The sequence below is a fragment of the Pseudomonas aestuarii genome, assembly GCF_027988105.1.
In the GTDB taxonomy this organism is placed as follows: domain Bacteria; phylum Pseudomonadota; class Gammaproteobacteria; order Pseudomonadales; family Pseudomonadaceae; genus Aquipseudomonas; species Aquipseudomonas aestuarii.
In genome coordinates this window covers 280,218-304,547 of the sequence record NZ_JAQJZJ010000005.1, presented here as the reverse complement: position 1 = coordinate 304,547, position 24,330 = coordinate 280,218, and the positions used below count along the sequence as shown (strand labels likewise).

At 63.5% G+C, this 24,330-nt stretch carries 16 protein-coding genes and 1 pseudogene; 7 read left to right on the top strand and 10 right to left on the bottom strand.

What is annotated here, in order from left to right; genetic code table 11:
• Positions 1 to 5: 5 nt before the first annotated feature.
• The 3 genes from PH586_RS13180 to PH586_RS13170 form a co-directional block, all read right to left on the bottom strand.
• Positions 6 to 257, bottom strand: coding sequence for a hypothetical protein (locus PH586_RS13180; RefSeq protein ID WP_271348220.1), 252 nt, complete (start codon positions 255 to 257; stop codon positions 6 to 8).
• 284 nt (positions 258 to 541) lie between these two features.
• Positions 542 to 1,303, bottom strand: a complete 762-nt coding sequence (locus PH586_RS13175; protein WP_271348219.1) for an ABC transporter permease — start codon at positions 1,301 to 1,303, stop codon at positions 542 to 544.
• Positions 1,300 to 2,229, bottom strand: a complete 930-nt coding sequence (locus tag PH586_RS13170) for an ABC transporter ATP-binding protein (protein WP_271348218.1) — start codon at positions 2,227 to 2,229, stop codon at positions 1,300 to 1,302. Before PH586_RS13170 ends, PH586_RS13175 begins: the two co-directional genes overlap by 4 nt.
• A gap of 135 nt (positions 2,230 to 2,364) precedes the next feature.
• On the opposite strand from PH586_RS13170, the gene PH586_RS13165 reads away from it, so the two are divergent.
• A complete protein-coding gene (locus PH586_RS13165) occupies positions 2,365 to 6,780 on the top strand; it encodes a DEAD/DEAH box helicase (protein ID WP_271348217.1) in 4,416 nt (1,471 codons plus the stop codon).
• Positions 6,781 to 6,960: 180 nt separating this feature from the next.
• Here the strand turns inward: PH586_RS13165 and PH586_RS13160 are convergent, their stop codons facing one another.
• Positions 6,961 to 9,444, bottom strand: coding sequence for an arsenate reductase (azurin) large subunit (locus tag PH586_RS13160; RefSeq protein WP_271348216.1), 2,484 nt, complete (start codon positions 9,442 to 9,444; stop codon positions 6,961 to 6,963).
• A gap of 13 nt (positions 9,445 to 9,457) precedes the next feature.
• Complete coding sequence (locus PH586_RS13155) at positions 9,458 to 9,970, bottom strand: arsenate reductase (azurin) small subunit (RefSeq protein ID WP_271348215.1); 513 nt, start codon at positions 9,968 to 9,970, stop codon at positions 9,458 to 9,460.
• 574 nt (positions 9,971 to 10,544) lie between these two features.
• Between PH586_RS13155 and nirB the strand changes: the two genes are divergently transcribed.
• From nirB to PH586_RS13140, 3 genes are all read left to right on the top strand, one after another.
• Positions 10,545 to 13,103 (top strand): nitrite reductase large subunit NirB, encoded by a 2,559-nt coding sequence (gene nirB / locus PH586_RS13150; RefSeq protein ID WP_271348214.1) that lies wholly within the window; start codon positions 10,545 to 10,547, stop codon positions 13,101 to 13,103.
• The gene (gene nirD / locus PH586_RS13145; protein ID WP_271348213.1) at positions 13,103 to 13,495 is read left to right on the top strand and encodes a nitrite reductase small subunit NirD; all 393 of its coding nucleotides are present in this window, start codon (positions 13,103 to 13,105) and stop codon (positions 13,493 to 13,495) included. Before nirB ends, nirD begins: the two co-directional genes overlap by 1 nt.
• A gap of 462 nt (positions 13,496 to 13,957) precedes the next feature.
• Complete coding sequence (locus PH586_RS13140) at positions 13,958 to 14,359, top strand: hypothetical protein (protein ID WP_271348212.1); 402 nt, start codon at positions 13,958 to 13,960, stop codon at positions 14,357 to 14,359.
• Between the two features lie 83 nt (positions 14,360 to 14,442).
• On the opposite strand, the gene egtB is transcribed toward PH586_RS13140, so the two are convergent.
• From egtB to PH586_RS13120, 4 genes are all read right to left on the bottom strand, one after another.
• A complete protein-coding gene (gene egtB, locus PH586_RS13135; protein ID WP_271348211.1) occupies positions 14,443 to 16,572 on the bottom strand; it encodes an ergothioneine biosynthesis protein EgtB in 2,130 nt (709 codons plus the stop codon).
• Positions 16,573 to 17,241: 669 nt separating this feature from the next.
• Positions 17,242 to 18,057, bottom strand: a complete 816-nt coding sequence (locus tag PH586_RS13130) for a substrate-binding periplasmic protein (protein ID WP_271348210.1) — start codon at positions 18,055 to 18,057, stop codon at positions 17,242 to 17,244.
• A complete protein-coding gene (locus PH586_RS13125) occupies positions 18,044 to 19,324 on the bottom strand; it encodes a GGDEF domain-containing protein (RefSeq protein WP_271348209.1) in 1,281 nt (426 codons plus the stop codon). The genes PH586_RS13130 and PH586_RS13125 overlap by 14 nt, the downstream gene beginning before the upstream one ends.
• A gap of 39 nt (positions 19,325 to 19,363) precedes the next feature.
• Positions 19,364 to 19,612 carry a hypothetical protein gene (locus tag PH586_RS13120; protein WP_271348345.1) on the bottom strand — a complete coding sequence of 83 codons (249 nt, stop codon included), beginning with the start codon at positions 19,610 to 19,612 and terminating at the stop codon, positions 19,364 to 19,366.
• Between the two features lie 74 nt (positions 19,613 to 19,686).
• On the opposite strand from PH586_RS13120, the pseudogene PH586_RS13115 reads away from it, so the two are divergent.
• Positions 19,687 to 19,785 (top strand): annotated as a pseudogene (locus PH586_RS13115) (IS5/IS1182 family transposase); the annotation flags it as partial.
• 574 nt (positions 19,786 to 20,359) lie between these two features.
• Here PH586_RS13115 and PH586_RS13110 read toward each other — a convergent pair.
• The gene (locus PH586_RS13110) at positions 20,360 to 21,433 is read right to left on the bottom strand and encodes a GGDEF domain-containing protein (RefSeq protein WP_271348208.1); all 1,074 of its coding nucleotides are present in this window, start codon (positions 21,431 to 21,433) and stop codon (positions 20,360 to 20,362) included.
• Between the two features lie 556 nt (positions 21,434 to 21,989).
• Here PH586_RS13110 and PH586_RS13105 point away from each other — a divergent pair.
• Together PH586_RS13105 and PH586_RS13100 are read left to right on the top strand one after the other, a co-directional pair.
• Complete coding sequence (locus tag PH586_RS13105) at positions 21,990 to 22,739, top strand: TIGR01458 family HAD-type hydrolase (RefSeq protein WP_271348207.1); 750 nt, start codon at positions 21,990 to 21,992, stop codon at positions 22,737 to 22,739.
• 120 nt (positions 22,740 to 22,859) lie between these two features.
• Positions 22,860 to 24,221 (top strand): UDP-glucose dehydrogenase family protein, encoded by a 1,362-nt coding sequence (locus tag PH586_RS13100; protein WP_271348206.1) that lies wholly within the window; start codon positions 22,860 to 22,862, stop codon positions 24,219 to 24,221.
• The last annotated feature ends 109 nt before the right edge of the window (positions 24,222 to 24,330 follow it).

The window sequence follows — 24,330 nt, the reverse complement described above, 5'->3', positions numbered from 1 at the left end:
GCCGCCTAGCGCGCCGCCAGCAAGCGCCGGACTTCGCGCTGCACCATGCTGGCGTATTCGGGTGGCGTCATCTGCGCCAGTTGCGCACGCAACCACTCGTCCCACTTGCCTTTGCGCTTGCTCTTTTCCCCGACCAGGCGCGCCGCTTCGACCTTGGTGCGGTGCAGGTTCTGCTGCCAGAGCTCGAACAGCCGGGCCTTTTCCGCTTCCTCGATGTTGCGTTGTTCGCTGGATTTGTTTGCCAAGTTGAAGCTCATCGAGCACTCCTGCCGCCGGAAAAAGGGCGCGAATTCTACCCATTTTTCTGGTTTTGGCCAGGCTTGATTCACTGCATTTCATGCCTCGAGCAAGCCGCGGTCCGTAGGGTGGGTTAGCGGCGCATTGTCACAAAATCGATGGTTATTCGGTGCGTGGGCGCCGCGTAACCCACCAGTTCGCGCGTCAAAGGCCGTGCACCATTGGTTCATCGGTGCGGCGCAAAGCTGGCGGGCTATCGCTGCGCTCCGAGCGGAGCCTGTGCGCGTTGCCGCAAACGCTTGGCTCAACTCTTCAGCCGATAACCGGTCTTGAAGATCCAGCCAACGGTGAACACGCACAGCAGCAGGAAGGCGAAGATCATGCCCAGGCTGAGCACCACGTTGACGTCGGAGACGCCGTAGAAGCTCCAGCGGAAGGCGCTGATCAAATACACCACCGGGTTGAACAGGGTGATGGTCTGCCAGGTGGGCGGCAGCATGCTGATCGAGTAGAAACTGCCACCGAGAAAGGTCAGCGGGGTGACGATCAGCGCCGGGACTATCTGCAGTTTCTCCCAGCCGTCGGCCCAGACGCCGATGATGAAGCCGAACAGGCTGAAGGTCAGCGCGGTCAGCACCAGCAAGGCCAGCATCCAGACGGGATGGAGAATCTCGAAATCGACGAACAGCCGCGCCGTGGCCAGGATCACCAGCCCCAGCACGATCGACTTGGTGGCCGCCGCGCCGACATAGCCGAGCAGAATTTCCAGGTAGGACACCGGTGCCGAGAGCAGCTCGTAGATGCTGCCGGAATACTTGGGCATGTAGATGCCGAACGAGGCATTGGAGATGCTCTCGGTGAGCAGCGCCAGCATGATCAGCCCCGGCACGATGAAGGCGCCATAGCTGACCCCGTGCACCTCGGTCATGCTGCTGCCGATAGCCGAGCCGAAAACCACGAAATACAGCGAGGTGCTGATCACCGGGGTGGCGATGCTCTGCAGCAGGGTGCGCCAGGTTCGCGCCAGTTCGAACAGGTAAATGGCGCGGATCGCGTAGAAATTCATGCGCGTTGCTCCCGCACCAGATTAACGAAGATGTCTTCCAGCGAACTCTGACTGGACTGCAGGTCCTTGAAGTCGATGCCGTGCTGGGCCAGCTCCTTGAGCAGCTCGGCGATGCCGGTGTTTTCGTGCTGGGCGTCGAAGGTGAACACCAGGGCGTGCCCGTCGTCCGCCAGCTCCAGGCGATGGCCGTTGAACTCGGCCGGAATGCTCGCCAGCGGTTGCTGCAGCTGCAGGGTCAGCTGCTTCTTGCCGAGCTTGTGCATCAGCACCTGCTTGTCCTCGACCAGGATGATCCGCCCCTGGCTGATCACGCCGATGCGGTCGGCCATCTCCTCGGCCTCCTCGATGTAGTGGGTGGTGAGGATGATGGTCACCCCGCGCGCGCGCAGGCCGCGGACCATGTTCCACATGTCGCGGCGCAGCTCGACGTCGACCCCGGCGGTGGGTTCGTCGAGAAACAGGATCTGCGGCTCGTGGGACAGCGCCTTGGCGATCATCACCCGGCGCTTCATGCCGCCGGACAGTTCCATGATCTTGGCGTCGCGCTTGTCCCACAGCGACAGGTCGCGCAGCAGGCGCTCCAGGTAGGCCGGATCGGGTTTCTTGCCGAACAGCCCGCGGCTGAACTTGACCGTCGCCCAGACCGTCTCGAACACGTCGCTGACCAGTTCCTGCGGCACCAGGCCGATCTGCCCACGGGCCGCGCGGTAGTCCGCGATGATGTCGTGACCGTCGACCAGCACCTTGCCACTACCCGGATTGACGATGCCGCAGATGATGCTGATCAGGGTGGTCTTGCCGGCGCCGTTGGGGCCGAGCAAGGCGAAGATCTCGCCCTTGCGGATATCCAGGTCGATGCTTTGCAGCGCCGGATGGCCGGAGGCATAGGTCTTGTTCAGTTGCTGGATGGAGATCACCGGGTGCACGGGATGGCCTTGCCTGGAAAAAGAAACACAGAGTGTCTGAAAAACGGCGCGGGGTGAAGCCAGTACGGCATGCAACGGCTGAGCAAATCCGCCGGCGATGGGCGGCGCTTGAGGCCGGCGCGCGGCGCTAGCATGATGAACGACATGAAGCCGACTGCCGTTTCAGCGCCAGCCGACGCCGTGCTGGAGGTCTTTCATCCAGCGGTCGCCGCCTGGTTTCGCCGCCAGTTCGCCGCGCCCACCGCGGCCCAGCTCGCTGCCTGGCCGGCGATAGCCGCCGGGCGTTCGACCCTGGTGGCCGCGCCCACCGGCTCGGGCAAGACCCTCACCGCCTTCCTCGCCGCCATCGATACGCTGGTGCGCGAGGGTCTGGGCGCTGGCGGCGAGCTGGCCGAGCGCTGCAGCGTGGTCTACGTCTCGCCGCTCAAGGCGCTGTCCAACGACATCCGCCTCAACCTGGAACAACCGCTGGCCGGTATCCGCGCCGAGCTGCAGCGCCAGGGCCTGGCGGATGTCGACATTCGCACGGCGGTGCGCACCGGCGATACCAGCCCCGGCGAGCGCACGGCGATGCGCAAGCGCCCGCCGCATATCCTGGTCACCACCCCGGAATCGCTCTACGTGCTGCTCGGTTCTGAATCCGGGCGGGCCATGCTCAGCGGTTGTCGCAGCCTGATCGTCGACGAGATCCACGCCATCGCCGGCAGCAAGCGCGGCAGCCACCTGATGCTCAGCGTCGAGCGCTTGCAGGCGCTGTGCCCGGCACCGCTGGTGCGCATCGGCCTGTCCGCCACGCAGAAGCCGCTGGACGCGGTGGCGCGCTTTCTGCTCGGCAGCCAGGCGCCGCTGCCTTTAGTCGCCCCCGAGCTCGAACAGGCCGAGCCGTTGATCCATCCGCTGCAGCCACCCCGCGACTGCGCCATCGTCGATATCGGTTACCAGCGCGCCCGTGACCTGGCCCTCGAGGTGCCGCCGCTGCCGCTCGAGGCGGTGATGAGCAACGAGGTCTGGGACAGCGTCTACGACCGCCTGGCCGAACTGGCGGGCCAGCACCGCACCACCCTGGTGTTCGTCAACACCCGCCGTCTGGCCGAGCGCGCCTGCCGCCATCTGGCCGAGCGCCTGGGCGAGGCCGCGGTGGCCGCGCACCACGGCAGCCTGGCCAAGGAGCTGCGCCTGGATGCCGAGCAGCGTCTCAAGCGCGGCGAACTCAAGGTGCTGGTGGCCACCGCCTCGCTGGAACTGGGTATCGACATCGGCGAGGTCGAGCTGGTCTGCCAGCTCGGTTCGCCGCGCAGCATCGCCGCCCTGCTGCAGCGGGTCGGCCGTTCCGGCCACAGCGTCGGCGGTACGCCCAAGGGCCGGCTGTTCCCGCAGTCGCGCGACGAGCTGATCGAATGCGCGGCGCTGCTCGACTGCGTGCGCCGCGGCGAACTGGACAGCCTGATCATTCCCCAGGCGCCGCTGGACGTGCTGGCCCAGCAGATCGTCGCCGAGGTGGCCTGTCGCGAGTGGCGCGAGGACGACCTCTACCAGCTGCTGACCCGCGCCGCGCCCTACGCAGACCTGCCGCGCGCTAGCTTCGACGCCCTGCTGAAGATGCTCGCCGAGGGCTACAGCGGCCGCCGCGGGGTGCGCGCAGCCTATATCCACCGCGACGCGGTCAACCACCGGCTGCGCGGCCGCCGTGGCGCGCGCCTGACCGCCCTCACCAGCGGCGGCACCATCCCCGACAGCGGCGATTACAGCGTGCTCCTGGAACCCCAGGGCCTGACCGTGGGCACGCTCAACGAAGACTTCGCCATCGAGAGCATGGCCGGCGACATCTTCCAGCTGGGCAACCAGTCCTACCGCATCCTGCGCATCGAGCCGGGCAAGGTGCGGGTCGAGGATGCCCACGGCCAGGCGCCGACCATCCCCTTCTGGCTCGGCGAGGCGCCGGGGCGCACGGACGAGCTGTCCGCCGCGGTGGCGCGCCTGCGCGCGGCGATCGAGCAGCAGCTGGATCAAGGTGTGGAAGCGGCTAGGGCCTGGCTGATGCAGCGCCTGGAGTTGAGCGAAGCGGCCGCCGCCCAGATCGTCGACTACCTGGCCCGCGCCCGCGCCGCCCTCGGCGGCCTGCCGACCCAGCGGCGCCTGGTGATGGAGCGCTTCTTCGACGAGTCCGGCGGCATGCAGCTGATCATCCATTCGCCCTTCGGCAGCCGCCTCAACCGCGCCTGGGGCCTGGCCCTGCGCAAGCGCTTCTGCCGCAGCTTCAATTTCGAGCTGCAGGCCGCCGCCACCGAGGACGCACTGATCCTCTCGCTGGCCACCAGCCACAGCTTTGCGCTGGACGAGGTGTGGCGCTATTTGCACAGCAACAGCGGCGAACAGTTGCTGATCCAGGCCGTGCTGGATGCGCCGTTGTTCGCCGTGCGCTGGCGCTGGAATGCCGGCGTGGCCCTGGCCCTGCCGCGCTTCGCCGGCGGACGCAAGGTGGCGCCGCAGCTGCAACGCATGCGCAGCGAAGACCTGCTGGCCACGGTGTTCCCCGACCAGGTGGCCTGCCTGGAGAACATCGTCGGCGAGCGCGAGATTCCCGAGCACCCGCTGGTGGCGCAGACCCTCGACGACTGCCTGCACCAGGCCATGGACTGCGAGGCCTGGCTGGCCCTGCTGCGGCGCATGGAGGCCGGCGAGATCGAGCTGCTCGCCCGCGACCTGCCGGCGCCCTCGCCACTGGCCGCGGAAATCCTCAGCGCCAGGCCCTACGCCTTCCTCGACGACGCGCCACTGGAGGAACGGCGCACCCAGGCGGTGCAGAACAGGCGCTGGCGCGAACCGGAGTCCAGCGACGAACTCGGCGCCCTCGACCCCGAAGCCATCGACGCGGTGCGCCAGGAGGCCTGGCCCGAGGTGCGCGATGCCGACGAGATGCATGAGGCGCTGCTGAGCCTCGGAGCCATCCGTCAGGCCGAGGTCCAGGCCAATCCCGGTTGGCCGGTCTGGCTGGCGCAGCTGGGCAAGGGTAAGCGCGCCACCTGCCTGCAGCTCGATGGCGCACCGGCGCTGTGGCTGGCGGCCGAACGTCTGCGCCAGTGGCAGGCGCTGTACCCGCAAGCCACCTTCAAGCCGGCGATCCAGGCGCCGGACGGCTTCGACCAGCCTTGGGCGGGCGAGGCCGCACTGGTCGAACTGGTCCGTGCGCGCCTCGGCGGTTTCGGCCCGCTGCCGCTGCCACGCATCGCCGCCGACCTGCGCCAGAGCGAGGCCGCCGTGCAACTGGCGCTGCTCGCCCTGGAACGCGAAGGCTATGTGCTGCGCGGGCGCTTCACTCCAAGCGCCCTTGAGCAAGAGTGGTGCGAACGCCATCTGCTGGCGCGCATCCACCGCTACACCGTGGGGCGCTTGCGCCGCGAGATCGAGCCGGTGGCGCGCGCCGACTTCATGCGTTTCCTGTTCGACTGGCAGCGCGTCGCCCCGGCCAACCGGGTGCGCGGCGCCGAGGCCCTGGCCGGGGTGCTCGGCCAGCTGGAGGGTTTCCAGGCCGCGGCCGGCGCCTGGGAGAGCGAGATCCTGCCGAGCCGGGTCAGCGACTACGGGATCAACTGGCTCGACGACCTGTGCCGCTCCGGGCGCCTGGTCTGGTGTCGTCTGGCCGGGCGCAGCCGTAGCGCCGGTGGCCCGCTGCGCAGCACGCCGATCGTGCTGCTGCCGCGCCAACACCTGAGCCTGTGGCGCGCCTGCCTGGGCGATCCGCCTGCGGCCGAACCCTCGCCACGTGCCGAGCGCCTGCGCCAGGTGCTGGCCGCGCAGGGCGCACTGTTCTTCGACGAACTGCAGGACGAGGCGCACCTGCTGCGCAGCGAACTGGAGGACGCCCTGGGCGAGCTGGTCAGCCTCGGCCTGGCCAATGCCGACAGCTTCGCCGGCCTGCGCTCGCTGTTGCTGCCGGCGGCCAAGCGCAGCCAGCAGCAACGCCGCGCCCATCGCGCCCTGGCCAATATGCAGGACGCCGGGCGCTGGGCCCTGCTGCGCGGGCGTGGCGAGCAGGCGGCGAACGCCGAGGCGCTGGAGCATGTCGCGCGTACCTTGCTGCGCCGCTACGGCGTGGTCTGCTGGCGCCTGCTGGAACGCGAGGCCGACTGGCTGCCGTCCTGGCGCGAGCTGCTGCGGGTCTACCAGCGCCTCGAGGCGCGCGGCGAGATTCGCGGCGGGCGCTTCGTCGCCGGGGTGTCCGGCGCACAGTTCGCCTTGCCGGAAGCCGTGGCGCTGCTGCGCGAGGTGCGCAAACGCCCGCTCGACGACAGCCTGATCGGCCTGTCCGCCTGCGACCCGCTGAACCTGGTCGGCACCCTGCTGCCCGGCAGCAAGGTGCCGGCCGTTGCCGGCAACCGCCTGCTGTACTGCGACGGCGTGCCGGTGGCGAGCCTGGTCGCCGGCAAGATCCAGCTGCTGCAACAGGCCGATGCCTTCACCGCCGGGCAATGGCAAGCCGCCCTGATCCGCCAGAGCGGCCTGCCCGCCGCCTTCAGTCACCGCCCGCACCGCGCCGGATCACCGCGCTGACGCAGGCCGCGATCCCGCACGAATCCGCACCACGACGAGGCACGCAGCGGCCACTATGCCGCCTCAAAGCCGCCTGCCCGGATCGGCGCAGGGGCCGCTGCTCGGGGCCAGGGTTCGGCCGCAGCACCACGCTGCGCGGCCGGACCTGGCGCTCGCCCGGCGGGTGCCGAGCAAGCGTGCCTACGCCTTGAACCTGCGCGTCTTGAAGCTGATGTTGCGCTTGAACTCCTCCACCGTGCCGATGCGCCGCAGGTCCGCCCAGGTTCCCTTGTAATAGGGCACCACGTTGCGGTCGGTCCAGGGCGTGGTCAGGTCGCCCATTACGCCGTTGAAGTGGCCGAACTGCATGAAGGTCTGGTTGCGCTTGATGTCCGGCTCCAGGTAGGCCAGCGCGAAGGATGATCCGTAGTCGTTGTACACCTCGACCACATCGCCGGAGGCAATCGCCAGGGCGTGCGCATCCTCGGGGTTGATTTCCAGGTAGGCCATCGGCACGCGGCGCCGCACGAACTCGTTGTACTGATCGTGGTAGAGCGTTTGCCAGACCTCGTTGATGCGCCCGTTGTTGATCCAGAAGCGGTATTTCTGCTTCTGCTCGGCCACCGGCTTCGGCAAGCCTGGCCAGGGTGCCGGCTTGAACTGCGCCTTGCCGTCCGCGGTGTCGAACTGGTAGTCGCTGTAGAGCATTTCGCTGCCGATCAGCTTGCCGTCGCGGTATTCCTTGACCGGCAATTGCACGCCGTTGTTGCCCATGGCGCGCAGGCGCTGGTAGGTGACCAGATTGCCGGTGGCGCCGCCCTGGCTGTCGATCGGGCCGGCACCGGCCTGGCCGGCCATGCGGAAACCGTCATTGAAGGCGTCCTCCTCGCTCTTCCAGTCGAAGCCGGCGAAGCGCGCGGCCATGTCCTGCTTACCCTCGGCGGCATACAACTGCCGAAGGCTGTTGGCGATCGCCGCGGCGATCAGGCAATCGGGTTTGGCTGAACCGGGGGGATCGGTGAATCTCTCCGAGAGCCGCAGCCGGCGCTCGCCGTTCATCGAGGTGAGGTTCATCTCGCCCGGATGGGCGGCCGGCAGCATCAGGTGCGCGGCCTCCGCCAGCTTGGTCGGATAGAGGTTGATATTGACCAGGAACAGCCCGCCTTTGTGCTTCAGCGCGTCGTAGATCGCCTCCACCCGTTGCGCGGTCGAGCCGCCACGGGCGCTGGCCATGGCCTCCCTGACGATGTTGGCGCGGCGCAGGATGACCGTGCGGTGCTGTTCGGCATTCAGGGTGGTCTGGAACGGGTTGGCGCCCCAGGCGGTATACATCATGCCCTTGCCCTGGATGATCTCCTGATCCACGTAGATCTTCGAATCGCCCGGATAGGGCGGGCGGGTATAGCCCTCCTGGTGCCCGCCCATGCGCACCACGCCGGTGCCGCGGCGGCCGACGTTATGGCTCGCCAGCACCAGGTCGACCAGGGCGGACTGGATCAGGTAGTTGTCATTGCCCCAGATGATGCCTTTTTCGTAGGCGTGCATGGCCCGCGGGCGGTGGCCGGAAGCCTTGGGCTTGTAGGCCCACTCGGCCGCCCGCTGGAGCTTGTCCAGCGGCACGCCGGTGATGCGGCTGGTGTCCTCCAGCGTCATGCGGTTGGCTTGCAGCACCTGCTCGAAATCCCTGGTATGCGCCGCGATAAACGCCTCGTCGTGCCATCCCTGGTCGACCACGTAGCTCAGCAGGCCGTTGAACAGGGCGATATCCGTGCCCGGCTCGATATCCAGGTGCAGCACGTTGTCCTTGCCGGCCGCCTGCTCGGCTATCGCGATGGTCGGCGTCCGCCGCGGATCGACGAAGATGATTTTCGCCGGGGCGACGCTCTCGCCGGGGAAGCGCTGCTTACGCTGCGCCACCGTCTGGCCCTGCAGGTTGGGTAGCCAGTGCGCGAGGAAGTAGTTGGTCTGGGTTTCGTAGGAGTTGCAGCCGATGGCCAGGATCACGTCGGCCAGCTCGGCGTCCGCATAGCTGTTGTTCAGTTCGCCAATGCCCATCTCGCGCGTGGCGTGGCACTCGGAGTTGTAGGCCGGGCGGTTGTGGATCCGCACCAGCGGCGTTTTCAGCGCGCTGAACATCAACTTGCCGGTGCCCCAGGTGTTCTCGAAGCCGCCGCCGGCACCGCCGTGGTCGAAGCAGTCGAAGGCCAGGGCCCCGGGCCCGTCATTATCGAGAATCTTCTTGGTCACGCCGGCATAGAGCGCCAGCGCATCCTCCCAGCTGGTGTCGACCCACTGGTCGCCGACATACACCCGTGGGCTGCGCAGGCGCTCCCGGCCCACGCCCTCGGGGCTGTACATGACCCTGGCCAGCTGGCCGCCGCGGGTGGACGACAGGCCCTGGTTCACCTGGCACTGCTTGTCCGGGACGATCATGATGTTGTAGCGCTTGCCGTCCTGATCGGTGATGGTGTTCTGCATCGCCGGGGTCAGGGTGACGGCCAAGGGCGGCAACTGCTGACGGAAATCCAGGCCGAGGGCATTGTCTTCGGGTGCCCGCCCGCCTTCCTGGCTCTCCGGCCATTTGTACACGTGATAGCCACAACCGACGATGCAGAAGTGGCAGACGAGGTTGGTCTTCTGCGCCCCAGGTGGAGGCAGTGCCACACGATCTTTATTGGTAGCCATGTGTATCTCCTTGTCACAGGAGGTTGGACTGACGTCCGTAGATCAACCCGTTGACGGCGATTGCGTTTACCGAATCGTCATCGGGGTTGTATACGAGCACTATGCTGGGCAGGTTCTCGGTAGCCTGGCCGGAAACCATCTGGCCAACATGCTCAGGGTCGAAGATGCTGAAGTGGCAGGGGCATTTGAACAGCCGCTGCTCCGCGTCATAGGTCACCGGGCAGCCCATGTGCGTGCACAGGGTGCTGTAGGCAACGATGTCGCGCTGCGGGCCGACCCCACCAGGAACGGGGGCGCCCATCTTGATCAGTACACAGGGTGAAGTGTCGTCGGGGTAGGCGAACGCGACCGGCGTGTTGGCCTGCAGTTGCTGCGCCTTGCCGATCGCACGTGTGGGATACGGGAGATTGACCCGGCCCTCTGCGCTCGAGGTTGCGGCCTGGGTCAGGGCAGGCACGCCGATGACCACGCTCGCGGCCACCCCGCCTCCCGCCTTCAGGAAAGTTCTTCTGGAAATCGTTGCCATCTCTGCCTCCGCATGACGCTTGCGATGCAGTCGGCCCTGTCTGTGTCGTAAGCGACTCTGGTTTCAACAAACTGAGCATAGGAGAGAAAACCCACGGGCGCGGCCAACAGGGCTCGAATGGCGGGCGAAGCGCCAGACAGCGCGTGCGCAACGCCCCAAAAAAGGGATCGCGCAAGCCGCCTGCACCCTTATGGCTCACCGCCCTGCGCCTGGGCACTGACCACGCAGCAGCCGCTGGACGCCCGCCGCACCACCGGTGCCAGTGCCCGCACCGGCCCTGCTTGGCCAATCCGCCCGTCAGGGGTTGCCGGCGGCACGGCCCCGGGCGGATGTCGGCACGAAACCTGCTAATGCTCTGCCAACAGCTGCCAAACCTTCGGCAGCACATCCTGGATGGTCACCGACGACCACCGGCCTGCACAGGCACAGGATGGGTGAAACGGACAGCGCGGTCCGGGCACTTCACCCCCACAAACCCATGAATACCAGGCAAAGACGCCTGGAGCTGCCAGCCAGCTCCAGGCGTTTTTTTGTTGGCCGTGCTCCAGGCAACGGCTTCGACTGAGGAACGGCTATGAACTCTCTCGACACTCCGATTAAGCGCGAAACCCTGATCGTCATCGGCAACGGCATGGTCGGCCATCATTGCGTCGAGCAACTGATCGAGCAGGGCGCACTGACCCGGTATGACGTGCAGGTGTTCGGTGAAGAGCGCCAGCGTGCCTACGACCGCGTGCACCTGTCCGAGTATTTCGGCGGTCGCGATGCCGAGTCCCTGGCCTTGGGCGAGCCCGACCTCTATGCCCGCCACGGTGTGCAACTGCACCTCGGCGTGCAGGTGCTGGAAATCGACCGCGAGAATAAGCAAGTGGTCACCAGCGCCGGGCGCCAGGCCTACGACCGCCTGGTGCTGGCCACCGGCTCCTACCCCTTCGTGCCGCCGATCCCCGGCGCCGAGGGCAATTCGCGCCTGGTCTACCGCACCCTCGACGACCTCGACGCGATCCGCGATGCCGCGGCCAATGCCAAGCGCGGCGTGGTGGTCGGCGGCGGCCTGCTCGGCCTGGAAGCGGCCAACGCCCTGAAGTCCCTGGGCCTGGAAGCCCATGTGGTCGAGTTCGCCCCACGCTTGATGCCGGTGCAGTTGGATAACGAAGGCGGCGCCGCGCTCAAGGCGCGTATCGAGGCGCTGGGCGTCGGCGTGCACCTGTCGCGCGCCACCCAGGAGATCGTTCCCGGCGAGGCATACGCCTACCGGATGAACTTCAACGACGGCGAGTTCCTCGAAGCCGACCTGATCCTGTTCTCCGCCGGCATCCGCCCGCAGGACGCCCTCGGTCGCAGCGCCGGCCTGGAGATCGCCGCACGCGGCGGCCTGGTGGTCGACAACGATTGCCGCAGCAGCGACCCGGACATCTTCGCCATCGGCGAATGCGCGTCCTGGAACGGCAGCATCTTCGGCCTGGTTGCGCCGGGCTACAGCATGGCGCGCAACGTCGCCGCGCAGTTGGCCGGCGGCGCCTACGAGCCCTTCACCGGAGCCGACATGTCGACCAAGCTCAAGCTGCTCGGCGTCGATGTCGGCTCGATCGGCGATGCCCACGCCGCCACCCCCGGCGCCAAGAGCTACCGCTTTATCGACGAGGCCAGTGCCAGCTACCGGCGTTTAGTCGTTTCCGCCGATGGCAAGCAGGTACTGGGCGCGGTGCTGGTCGGCGACAACAGCTACTACGACACCCTGCTGCAATACGCGCAGAACGGCATCGCCCTGCCGCAAGACCCGTCCGGGCTGATCCTGCCGCAATCCGCAGGCGCGCCGACCCTGGGCGCCGACGCCCTGCCGGACAACGCGACCATCTGTTCCTGCCACAACGTCAGCAAGGGCGCGGTGTGCTGCAAGGTCGAGGCCGGCGTCACCGACCTCGGCGAACTCAAGGCGCAGACCAAGGCGGCCACCGGCTGCGGCGGCTGCAGCGCGCTGCTCAAGCTGGTGTTCGACAACGAGCTGAGCGCCCGTGGCGTCGCGGTCGACAAGAGCATCTGCGAACATTTCGCCCACACCCGCCAGGAGCTGTACGCCATCGTCCGGGTCGAGGGCGTCATCAGTTTCGAGGAGCTGCTGGCCAAGCACGGTCGCGGCCACACCGGCTGCGACATCTGCAAGCCGGCGGTGGGCTCGATCCTCGCCTCCTGCTGGAACCAGCCGATCACCGACTCGTCGTTGCTGCCGCTGCAGGACACCAACGACACCTTCATGGCCAACATGCAGAAGAACGGCACCTACTCGGTGGTGCCGCGCATCGCCGGCGGCGAGATCACCCCGGACAAGCTGATCGCCCTCGGCGCCGTGGCGAAGAAATACGACCTCTACACCAAGATCACCGGCGGCCAGCGCATCGACCTGTTCGGCGCCCAGCTGCACCAGCTGCCCGATATCTGGGGCGAGCTGATCGAGGCCGGCTTCGAGACCGGTCACGCCTACGGCAAGTCGCTGCGCACGGTGAAATCCTGCGTTGGCAGCACCTGGTGCCGCTACGGCGTGCAGGACAGCGTCGGCATGGCCCTGCGCCTGGAAGACCGCTACAAGGGCCTGCGTTCGCCGCACAAGATCAAGTTCGGCGTCTCCGGCTGCACCCGCGAATGCGCCGAGGCGCAGAGCAAGGACATCGGCGTGATCGCCACCGAGAACGGCTGGAACCTCTATGTCGCCGGCAACGGCGGCATGCGCCCACGCCACGCCGAGCTGTTCGCCACCGACCTCGACGACGCCAGCCTGATCCGCACCATCGACCGCTTCCTGATGTTCTACATCCGCACCGCCGACCGGCTGCAACGCACCTCGGTCTGGCGCGAGAGCCTGGACGGCGGCCTGGATTACCTCAAGGAAGTGATCATCGACGACAGCCTCGGCCTCGGCGCCGAACTGGAGGCGCAGATGCAGCTGGTGATCGACCGCTACCAATGCGAGTGGGCCAATGCCCTGAAAGACCCGGAGAAGCTCAAGCGCTTCCGCACCTTCGTCAACGACGAGCGCGGCGATCCGGACATCCACTTCGTCAAGGAACGGGGCCAGCGCCGCCCGGTGCATGCCCATGAACTCCACCTGATCCCTGTTACCGAGGAGCTGCGCTGATGAGCCAGTCGAATGTCGTACCAGCCGAATTCCGCCGAGCCGCGCCAAGCCCCGCCGCCTGGCGCGCGCTGTGCAGCCGCAGCGACCTGGTCGCCAACTCCGGCGTGGTCGCCTGGCACGAGGGCGCCCAGGTCGCGCTTTTCCACCTGCCGCACACCGCCGAGGGCGAACAGCTCTTTGCCATCGCCAACCGCGACCCGCAATCCGGCGCCAACGTCATCGGCCGCGGCATCCTCGGCCAGCTCAAGGGCGACCTGGTGATCGCCTCGCCGCTGTACAAGCAACACTTCCGCCTGGCCGACGGCAGCTGCCTGGAATACCCCGAGCAGAGCCTGCGCGTGTGGCCGGTTCGGCTGAACGGCGATGCGGTTGAAATCGGCCTGTTTGATTGAAGCCCTCGGGGTGCAACTATCGATCGGCGTCGCAAGCGCTCCGCCAGGCGTTCGCCCCCAGCATCTGCAGCGCGGCGTGCCGTAGGGTGGTCCGGACGGCATTCCGTAGGTCGTTCCGGGCGGCGTGCCGTAGGGCGGCCTCGGAGCGTAGCGACAGCCCGCCAGCTATGTGCCGCGCCGAGCAACCATCGGTGCACTGCCTGCGGCGAGTGACACCCTACATATTGCGGCTTAGCCCAGACTCTGTGGTTTGTCCGTAGGGCGATCCGTGCGGCGTTCCGTAGTGCGGTCCGGGCGGCGTTTCGTTCGGAGCGCAGCGACAGCCCGCCTGCCATGTGCCACGCCGAGCAACCAACGGTGCACTGCCTGCGGCGAGTGACACCCTACAAACCGCATCCGTAGATCAATCTCGCGACAAAGCAGATAGGCAAAAGCGAGCTCGGCTCGCTATGCTTGCAGCCCATGACCCCCTCTCCCCTGCTCCGCCAACCCTGCCCGCCCGGCGCCTGCGATTGCGGGCGCGAACAGCTGCTGGCAACCGGCGACGGCGACCTGCGCATCCTGCGTCTGACCCGCCAGGAGGAAAAACGCCTGCTCGAGCGCCTGGAAAACATCGAGAGCCTGGGCGACCTGGAAAAGCTGCAACAGCGCATGTACGAGCAACTCGGCATCCGCCTCGACGTCGCCCCGGGCTTCAACGAAGTACGCAGCATGCGCGGCATCGCCATTCATATCGACCAACTGCCGGGCCTCTGTCGCAAGACCCGCCAGTCGCTGCCCACCGCCATCCGCCGCGGCCTGGAAAAACACCCGGAAATCGCCTACCGCCTGCTCGATGCGCATGACCTGTTTCGGGATGTTTGAGGGGGGCAACCCTTGCTTGTCCACCCGTTTCTGCGACTAGGTTGGAGTGGAGGAGCCTTCATGGAAAGCGCCGCCAATGCTCCTCAATTTTCCAGAATGAACAGCCCGACTTGAGGCGCCGGGCTGAGCCAGTAGCGGCCCAGTTGCCAGCCGGCTTCGGCGGCCAGCTGGCTGAAGGACTCGACGCTGTATTTGTGCGAACACTCGGTATGCAGGCGTTCGCCGCGCTTGAAGATGAAGCGCCGGCCGGCGACCTGTACCTGTTGCTCGTGGCGGCTGACCAGGTACATCTCCATGCAGTTCTCCTGCGGGTTCCATTGCGCCAGGTGATCGAAGGCGTCTGGGTCGAAGTCGCCGTGCAATTCGCGGTTGATGCGCACCAGCAGATTCTTGTTGAACCGCGCGGTGATGCCCTCGGCGTCGTCGTAGGCGGCTTCCAGGGTGGCGATGTCCTTGAGCATGTCGACGCCGACGATAAAGCGCGCGTTCGGGCCGAGAAAGGTGCGGACCGAGCCGAGGAACTGCACCGACTCGGCAGGCGTGAAGTTGCCCAGGGTCGAGCCGGGAAAGAAGCCCACCCGCGCCTGCGCCCCCGTTGTCAGGCACAGCCGCGACAGTTGGCTGAAGTCGGCGACCTGTGGGGCAATTTCCAGCCGTGGGTAATCGCGGCGCAACTGAGCCACGGCCTGGCGCAGGGCCGATCCACTGATATCGATGGGCAGGTAGGCGGCGAGCTGCGGCGCGGCGGCGAGCAACAGGCGGGTTTTTTCGCTGGCGCCGCTGCCGAATTCGATCAACGCGGCGCCGGCGGGAATCTGCGCGGCCAGCTGCGGTGCGATGCGTTTCAGCAGCTTGAGCTCGGCGCGAGTGGGGTAGTACTCCGGCGTGCGGCAGATCGCGTTGAACAGCTCCGAACCGCTGGCGTCATAGAAGTACTTCGGCGCCAGGCGTTTCTGCGGCGCGGACAGGCCGGCGATCACGTCGCGGGCGAATTCCCCGTCGGGCATGTCGATTCGCCCGACAGCCCCGGCATTTACCGCCCCGGCATCACGCGCCAGGCGCAGACCGGAGAACATCCAGCGCTGCGCCGGGTAGAAGAAGTTGCGGTAGCTCAGGCGCGAATGCCCGGCTGGGGTGACGCTGGCGCCGCCGCGCAGGACCATCTGGCTGACCATGAACTTGCCGTTGTACTCGCCGATGGCGCTGGCCGCCGGACGAAACCCCGGATAGGCGCCGTAGGCGCTCTGGGTCCATTGCCAGGCCACATCGTCGAGTTGCTCGAGCAGACCGCTGCCGGCGGCATGCTCCCATTCCGCCTCGGTCGGCAGGCGCGCGTCGGCCCAGCTGGCGTAGGCTGCGGCCTCGTAGTAACTGATATGGGTCACGGCGGTATCCAGGTCGAGCGCTTGCAGACCGCGCAGGGTCATGGCCTGCCAATGGCCATCCAGTCGCTGCCAATACAGAGGCGCCTGCCAGTGTTCGGCCTGGCTCAGCGCCCAGCCATCGGCCAGCCACAGCTCGGCGCGCCGGTAGCCGTCGGCCTCGATAAAGGCCAGCCATTCGCCATTGCTTACCAGGCGGTCGCTGATTTCGAACGGCTGCAGGTAGCAGGTGTGGCGCGGCCCTTCGTTGTCGAAGGCGAAGCCGTCGCCGGCATGCCCCACCTCGATCAAGCCGCCCGGCATGGGGATGAAACGCCCACGCCGACCCGCGCGCTCCGCCGGCCAGTGTTGGACATATGCCGGCTTCAGCGGCGACAGGCTGAACAGGTTCAGCAGGTCCATCAGCAGCAGTTCCTGGTGCTGCTGCTCGTGGGCCAGGCCCAGTTCCACCCGCGCCGTCAATTCGGCATTCAGTGGCGCCGCTTGCAGTAGCCGGCCCATGTGTTCGTCGACGTGGGCGCGATAGGCCCGCACCCTGGCCAGCGGCGGTCGCGTCAGCAAACCGCGCTGCGGCCGCGGCTGGCGCGGGCCGAGGGCTTCGTAATAGGAATTGAACAGGTAGGCGAAGGCGGGGTCGAACTCGCGGTAGTCCGGCGCGTGCGCGGCGAGCAGAAAGGTCTCGAAGAACCAGGTGGTGTGCGCCATATGCCACTTGGCCGGGCTGGCATCGGGCATCGACTGGACGACCATGTCCTCCTCGCTGAGCGGCGCGACCAATGCCGCGGTATGGCGGCGAACCTGCAGGTAACGATCGAGAAGCGTGCTGTTCATCGGTCTGTTCTCTCGAGCCCGCCGGGGGCGAACCGGCCGTGAAGCGGCGCCGGGCGTCCTGGGACCTGATTGATGACTCGCCATGTACGGCCGGACGACGCAATACCCGTGACCCATGCGATTACTCAAGTGTGGACGACTGCGGCTCTGAGGCAAGGCGCACCGCCGTAGCGGAGCCGCCAACCCTGCCCGCCCGGCGACTGCGGGCGCGAACCGCTGCTGAAAACAGCCTGCAGCGAACTGTGCATCCTGCGCCTGACCCGCCAGGAGGAAAAACACCTGGAGATCGCCTACCGACTGCTCGATGCCCATGACCTGTTTCGGGGGACTTGAGGGGTTGGTTGGAAGCAGCCTGGTACAGCCGATCAGCACAATAAATAAATCTGTCCCCTTTCCCACATATTCTGATTGGCGAAAAACACTTAATAACTTAGGGCCAGTGCGCCTAAATTCCAGCCAACTAGCGAAATACGAAAAAACAGCCCGGAAGATCCGTCTGGATTTTAGGATTTTCGGCAAAAAAAATCCGCCACCCAGACCGTCCAAAAGGTCAAAGGTATAGTTGACATGTGAAAACCCGAAGGGATACTGAAAATAGCAAACTTTACGTTAGACAACTCCCACTACAAATATACGCTCAACCTTCCTCTGCGTGAATCCATGCTGGCACTACTCTTCAAGTGTTACGTTATACTTCTTGAGAAGCATTTTTTCTTTTGTGCCCTCCAGCGACAAACGCCCTTCATTCCAAATTCTTATAAGTTTCTGTCTTTTTTTAGCAGGGATTTTTTTTGAAAAGATCGGTAGTTCAACCAATTTATTTTCTAAGCCGGGGTGCACGATCTTAAGGTCATCGTTCAAGTTCAGCCGATTCAAAACATGCTGAAGAACGAGTTCGTTATCCGCATATAAATCGACCCTGTTTTCTCTAATCATATGGAAGACCCGGTCCACCACATCATCGTAACCAGCAATGACTTCAACAGAGCTCGAATTTTTTGGGTCATCGATATAATTCTGATAGTCGACACTCATTGAACTGTAATCCCAGCCTGGCCCAGTTGCGATGCGTTTACCTTTAATGGATTGAATACCATTATAGCGCCATCGATCATCTCGCCTGACGACAAAGGCCGAGGTGTATGCAAATGTTGGTTCGGTGGCATACACAAAGTTCTTTTCTGAATTTTTTGAATATAGGTATTCCGGCAACATATCGCAAAGCCCCTCTGCCACCATATCCAGCCCTCTTGCCAGGGGAACTTCATAGTATTTCAGCTTATAGCCTTCTGCTGTGTATATTTGCTCCAACATATCGATGACAACACCACGCGCAGGGGACCCTTCTGATGGAAATATTGTCATAGGGACCCATTGGTCGTAGCAAACTTTTAATGTCGCAGCATGACTGATACTGGCCATGCTGGTGCTTACCAAAAAGAACATATGGAAAAAATGCTTAGGCAATTTTTTATATTTCGACACGATCACGCCCCTTATCTTTCGCCCCATACAGTTTCAAATCGGCGCGTTTAAATAGCTCGCCAATTGACTGGTCTGACGTCTCGGATGACTCAACGCCAAGGCTCACAGTGTAGTTGACCGTTGTACCTTCAACCTCAAAGGTTGAATGGCCAATGGTTTTTCTTATTTTATCGGCTAGCCGAAAGGCCTCATCAACTCCCGTACCAGGGAGAAACAGTGCAAACTCCTCACCACCAACTCTGCCAACGAGGTCAGATTTTCTCAATAGATTTTTAATTGTAGTAACAAAATGAATGAGTACTTGGTCACCTATAAAATGGCCATGCGTATCGTTGATAATTTTAAAGTGATCTAAATCCATCAAAACAAAGGCCGCTGGTGATTTTTGGCGCTGGGAAAGAACGAGCAAATGCTGCGCAATCTCAAAGAAACTTCCCCGATTTAATGCGCCTGTCAAAGAATCCCGTGTCGCTAGCTCTTTGAGTTTTTCATTCGAGATTTGTAATGCTTCTGTACGCTTTGCGACGGCCTCCTCTAACCAGTTTCGCTTGGATTGTTCGTCTTCCAATAGTCGTTCTCGATCCTTTTCCATTGCAGATAGCATCGCATTCATATTTTCTTGAAGTTGGCTGAGCTCGTTATTCTCAACATTCGAAAGGTCAATCCGCTTACTTATATTTTGGCTCAACTGAACCTCATTCACTTGAGACATCAATTCTTTCAAGGGTGTTGCCAAATAACGATCAAAGGCCCAAATAAACAGCCAAAACAAAACAGATATCTTTATAAGTGCCGTAATTGCAATCAGAGAAAACCCGAACAAAACTCGATCCAAAACAACTTGTGACGATGAATAAAGTGTAAGCGACCCAAGAAATATTCTCTTATCATTAAGCATCCAGTATAGGTCTGATTTTGTATTGAAAACTGACAATGGGGCTGAAGCCAGAGCATAGGATCTTTGAGAAATCATATTTTTTGCATACTTATCTTGAATATCGACACCCTCGATAATCGGCATTTTCATAAGCCCAGCAATAAGTGAATTCAACTGATTCTGATTATATTGCCACAAGCTGGTAGAAATAGGACCGCGGATCGTTTCTTCCAACTGCTTCAATTCACTTAATATTGAATCCTGCGTTTTCAAATATTCGGTCAAGAACTGCATGCTTGTGACGAGACAGGTCACACCAAAATAGATGGAAAAAATAACACGCATCATTTTTTGGGATAGATTGTTTGGACGAAGAAAACTTGCAAACATCAAAAGCCCCTTCCGATAAATTTTAAACTTGAGTTGATCTTAGATTACTCCCGCACTTAATGGAACCGACTTAGGGAAACGCTGAAAAAGACTTCCTGATTTTGGCAAAATAACCGGATTCCACCCGCTGAGTTTTCCCGATGAAGCAGATGACTGGGCCTCCGGTGCCCTGACCCACTTGCGGATGGTGTTGCGCGCCAGCCCGGTGCGCTTGGTTATCTCATGCACCGACAACTTGTCGCGGAAAGACATCCGCTGGAATTTGCCCATCATTTCCAAATTGATCACCCTGTGTGCTCCTGGGTCGGTTTTCAGGCGGAAGAACATCCTCTACTGGGCCAATTTTCGGTCAGCGGCAACAGCAGAACTGGTTCGGCTACAGCGATCCGGCGATGGAAGATTCGCTCTACGAGACCACGATTTTGCGCCACTTTGCCGGGCAAAGCCTGGAGCGCATCCCGGGAAAAGGGGACTGATTTATTGTTCATATTTTCACGGCCTGACAAAGCAATAGGGAACCACGATTAATTTTGCTTCTGCTTGTTCACTTCAGCCAAAACCGTGGTCTGTTCCTTATTGTCCTTGGGCTGAAGGCGGCGAACGAACGCCTACGAGCAGTGGACTGGTAGAGGACACAATCGGGGGCAGACCACGATATTAGTGATGCCGAAATGTCCGCAATTGGCCGATATCTGCCGGTGACCACCGCCTGCTCTAGCTCGACTCCGGCCCGTCGCGAAGAGTAGAAGTCGTCCAATGCAGGCACTAAATATCATGCGCGCGCCCGTTACCTATAGCGAAAGGCTTACACGCACTGGCTGCGATCTCCTCTGTCGAGGCTGCGCCAGTGCGCCTAATCTACACACATCAACTGCAGCGCAGGACGCGCTCAGGATCACGGATGATCGACCATCGCCTGGAAGGCTGCTGACAGGATGTCGGAATGGTCTTGAAAAAACCCGCTTCGGCGGGTTTTTTGTTGCCTTCGCAAAAGAGCCCGGCTGATTCTGGGGGCCTTCTGGACTGGTAGAGGGCTCAAACGGTTACTTCGCAATCGGTGCACACCTCGACCCGATTGCGACCATCGTCCTTGCAGCGGTAAAGCGCCCTGTCGGCCCGGTTGATGGCGCTTTTCAGCTCATCGCCCTCCTGGAACTCGCTGACTCCCACACTGATGGTGACAGCGACGGATTTGCCGTCGAAACTCCAGCGCTGTTGCATCAGCGCCTGCCGAACCCGCTCGGCACTCGCCCGCGCCTGTTCCAGGTTGGTATCCGGAAGAACGGCCAGAAACTCCTCGCCACCCCAGCGCGCAATCAGGTCCTGGCTTCTCAGCACGGCCTTGATGCCGTTCGCCACCTCGACCAGCACCTTGTCGCCGATCTCGTGGCCATGGTTGTCGTTGATCAACTTGAAGTGATCGATATCCAGCAACAGCAGCCCGATGGGATGCAGGTTGCGCTGGATGCGTGCCAGTTCTCTCTCGGCCAGATCGATCATGTGCCGGCGGTTGAGCAGCCCCGTCAGCGGGTCGGTGGCCGCCATTTGCCGCAGCTTGCGCTGGGCCGAACTGACGATCTTCAGATAGAAGAACGACAAGTAACTGAACATGGCGAATACCACGCTCAGGTTGAACAGGTGCACGGCCAGCAAGGCGTCGCGGGAAATCGGCTGCAGCGGCTCGCCAGTCCACATGAGCACATCCAGCAACAGGTAAAACCCCCACAGCGAAACCAACGCCGCAAGGGCGCCGCGCAGCGGCATGCTGAGAAACAGCGCCGGGATGAACATCAACAGATAGTAGTGAAAGCCACTGTCCCAGCCGATCAACAGCGTGCCCAAGGCGGCGTGGACGATGACCTCTGTCCAGATCAGCGCAATGGCCAGCCGATTGCGTCGCCTGGCCAGCGCCTGGTACGCCAGGATGTACATGGAAACACTGATGACATTGACCCAGGCCAGGAGGGGAGAACCGAGGAGATGAAACAGGAAGAAAAATGCCACATCCACCGTGCCGGCAATCTGGCAACAGCGCTTGGCCACCTGCCAGAACTGCGGACGCCGCACAGAGGCGGAAGCGGGTGTCTTAGATGTGTCGCTGTTGTTCATAGGCGTAATCCAAATGCGCTCCCCCCAGCCTAGGCGTCTATGGGTGGGCTTGCGCGCCGATGTTACCCAGGGTTCCTCTCCTGCAACCACCTGGATTGAGGTTCTGGGGATGACGATCAGGTTGATCGAGCGCATGTCCTGCGGGTTGATACCGTCATTAACTGCAACGATTGGAGCCGCTCGTTAGGCCTTACCTGCGCTGCCGCCCTGCCTCGATAAGCCCTTGACCACAAGATCAAACAACAGGCCCATTGAGACGAAAAAAACAGTGATGGGCAAGTAGGCATTACAGGGGCGATTCAGACCTTCCTGCCGGAGCATGGCATGACCATCGCCGATCCGGCGGACGCGTATTAGGATGATAGCCAGGCGGTGTATTGCCTCGATCCGGGCGGGTTCAAGCTGGAGGCTGCGTGCTCTGGCAGGGAGCATGATTGGGACGGCAATCCTCAATCACCGGTTCGGGCCAAATTGGCCAGCCTGTGCTCGGACGCTTGCAGGCCCAGGCAGTGCAACGATGGAGCGCTTTGACAACCTCTGACTGGAGGCGAAGACCATGCCGCAGGCGGTGCTGCTGGATATCAGCGGGGTGCTCTACCAGGACGCGAGCCCCCTGCCCGGCTCGGTGCCGGCAGTGGCAGCGCTGCAGGCCAAGGGCTACCCGCTGCGCCTGGTGACCAACACCTCGCGCCTGACCTCCGCCGAGATTTACCGGCAACTGACCGGCATGGGCTATGCCCTGCAGCCCGAGCAGATCTACAGCGCCCCGCGCGCCGTGCGCCATTACCTGCTGGCCCATGACTTGCGGCCCTACTGCCTGATCCACCGCAACCTCGAAGAGGAGTTCGCCGACCTGCTCGAGCTGCCCGCAGCCAATGCGGTGGTGCTCGGCGACGCCGAGGAACGCTTCGACTACGCCCACCTGGAGCACGCCTTCCACCTGCTGCTGGACGGCGCACCGCTGCTGGCCATGGGCGACAACCGCTACTTCCGCAGCCATGGCGCCCTGCACCTGGATGCCGGGCCCTTTGTCCGCGCGCTGGAATATGCCGCTGGGGTCCAGGCGCTGGTCCTGGGCAAGCCCTCTGCCGCGTTCTTCGCCGGCGCACTGGAGGAGCTCGATGTGCCGGCCGGCGAAGCCTTGATGATCGGCGACGATGTCGAGAGCGATGTACTGGGCGCGCAACAGGCCGGCCTTCAGGCTTGCCTGGTGCAGACCGGCAAGTACCGCGCCGGCGACGAAAGCAAGTCGCCCGGTGCCTTGCTGGCCAAGGATCTGGCCGATGCGGTGCGGCGCTTCTGCTGAGCCAGAGCGCCGTCGCTTGCGCACCCGCTGTTTGCCCGGTCACGGGATTGTCGCGCCCCTGTCATACGCCTGCCACCGGCTTTAGCTGGAATCGTTGCAACTCATGGAGAGGATGCGGCGATGCGAATTTGCGTGATCGGGGCGGGTTATGTGGGGCTGGTGTCGGCGGCCTGTTTTGCCGAAATGGGTAACCGGGTGGTCTGCGTCGAGCGCGACGGCTCGCGTGTGGCGCGCCTGGCGCGCGGCGAGGCACCGATCTACGAGCCCGGTCTCGAAGCCCTGCTCAAGGCCCATTTGGCCAGTGGCCAACTGAGTTTCAGCCAGCACCTGGCGACGGGCATCGAACGCGCCGAGATCGTCTTTATCGCCGTGGGGACGCCAAGCGGGGAGGACGGCTCGGCCGACCTGTCGCATGTCCTGGCCGTGGCCGACGAACTGGGCGAGCGCCTGCAACAGGCCTGTCTGGTGGTGGATAAATCCACGGTGCCGGTGGGCACCGCCGAGCGCGTGGCGCAGCGCATCAATGCGCGTCTGGGGCAACGCGGCAAGGGCTTCAAGGTCGTTGTGGCGAGCAACCCGGAGTTCCTCAAGGAAGGCTCGGCGATCGACGATTTCATGCGCCCGGACCGGGTGCTGATCGGCTGCGATGAGCCGGCCGGCAGCGAGCTGCTGCGCCGTTTGTACGCGCCTTTTTTGCGTAACCACGAACGCCTGCTGTGCATGAGCGTGCGCGCCGCCGAGTTCAGCAAGTACGCGGCCAATGCCTTTCTCGCCACCAAGATTTCCTTTATCAACGAGATGGCGGGGCTGTGCGCGCGCCAGGGGGTGGATATCGAGGAAGTCCGCCGCGGCATCGGCAGCGACAAGCGCATCGGCACGCACTTCATCTATGCCGGCTGCGGCTATGGCGGCTCCTGTTTTCCCAAGGATGTGCGCGCCCTGATCCGCGCGGCCGAGCAGGAGGGTATCGAGCCGGGCATTCTGCGCGCCGTCGAAGCCCGCAATGCGCTGCAGAAAACCTTGCTGTTTCAAGCGTTGCGCGAACATTTTTCCGGCCACTTGCACGGCCGCGTCGTGGCCCTCTGGGGCCTGGCGTTCAAGCCCGGCACCGATGATCTGCGCGAGGCGCCGAGCCTGGTGTTGCTCGATGCCCTGCTCGCCGCCGGGGTGGTGGTGCAAGCCTGCGACCCGGTCGCCACCGCGGCTGTGGCGGCACGCTATGCGCCGGCAGTCGCCAGCGCTCAACTGCGCTTGAGCGAATCGCTCTACAGCGTGGCGGAGGGCGCCGATGCGGTGGTGCTGGTCACCGAATGGAAGCAGTTTCGCCAGCCGGACTTCGTGCGGATTCGCGGTTCGATGCGCATGCCCGTGCTGTTCGATGGTCGCAACATCTATGATGCCAAACAGCTCGCGCAATTGGGTTTCCTCTACCGCGGCATAGGCCGGCCGGCGCTAGGGCAGGCCAGGGAGCATGCTGCCTGATGGCTTGCGCCGGCGCTTTCGTAGGGTGGTCCTGCCGGCGCTCCGCTTCGGTCCACCCTTGCTTGGCGTACACGATGTAACCGCTACATAGCCGTCAGAAAACCCGCCC

Bases quoted from the DNA above. Each gene is read 5' to 3' on its own strand.
- PH586_RS13180 (WP_271348220.1), bottom strand. From the start codon at position 257: ATGAGCTTCAACTTGGCAAACAAATCCAGCGAACAACGCAACATCGAG.
- PH586_RS13155 (WP_271348215.1), bottom strand. From the start codon at position 9,970: ATGGCAACGATTTCCAGAAGAACTTTCCTGAAGGCGGGAGGCGGGGTG.
- PH586_RS13175 (WP_271348219.1), bottom strand. From the start codon at position 1,303: ATGAATTTCTACGCGATCCGCGCCATTTACCTGTTCGAACTGGCGCGA.
- egtB (WP_271348211.1), bottom strand. From the start codon at position 16,572: ATGAACAGCACGCTTCTCGATCGTTACCTGCAGGTTCGCCGCCATACC.
- PH586_RS13140 (WP_271348212.1), top strand. From the start codon at position 13,958: ATGACCCCCTCTCCCCTGCTCCGCCAACCCTGCCCGCCCGGCGCCTGC.
- nirD (WP_271348213.1), top strand. From the start codon at position 13,103: ATGAGCCAGTCGAATGTCGTACCAGCCGAATTCCGCCGAGCCGCGCCA.
- PH586_RS13125 (WP_271348209.1), bottom strand. From the start codon at position 19,324: ATGTTTGCAAGTTTTCTTCGTCCAAACAATCTATCCCAAAAAATGATG.
- PH586_RS13105 (WP_271348207.1), top strand. From the start codon at position 21,990: ATGCCGCAGGCGGTGCTGCTGGATATCAGCGGGGTGCTCTACCAGGAC.
- PH586_RS13100 (WP_271348206.1), top strand. From the start codon at position 22,860: ATGCGAATTTGCGTGATCGGGGCGGGTTATGTGGGGCTGGTGTCGGCG.
- PH586_RS13160 (WP_271348216.1), bottom strand. From the start codon at position 9,444: ATGGCTACCAATAAAGATCGTGTGGCACTGCCTCCACCTGGGGCGCAG.
- nirB (WP_271348214.1), top strand. From the start codon at position 10,545: ATGAACTCTCTCGACACTCCGATTAAGCGCGAAACCCTGATCGTCATC.
- PH586_RS13110 (WP_271348208.1), bottom strand. From the start codon at position 21,433: ATGAACAACAGCGACACATCTAAGACACCCGCTTCCGCCTCTGTGCGG.
- PH586_RS13165 (WP_271348217.1), top strand. From the start codon at position 2,365: ATGAACGACATGAAGCCGACTGCCGTTTCAGCGCCAGCCGACGCCGTG.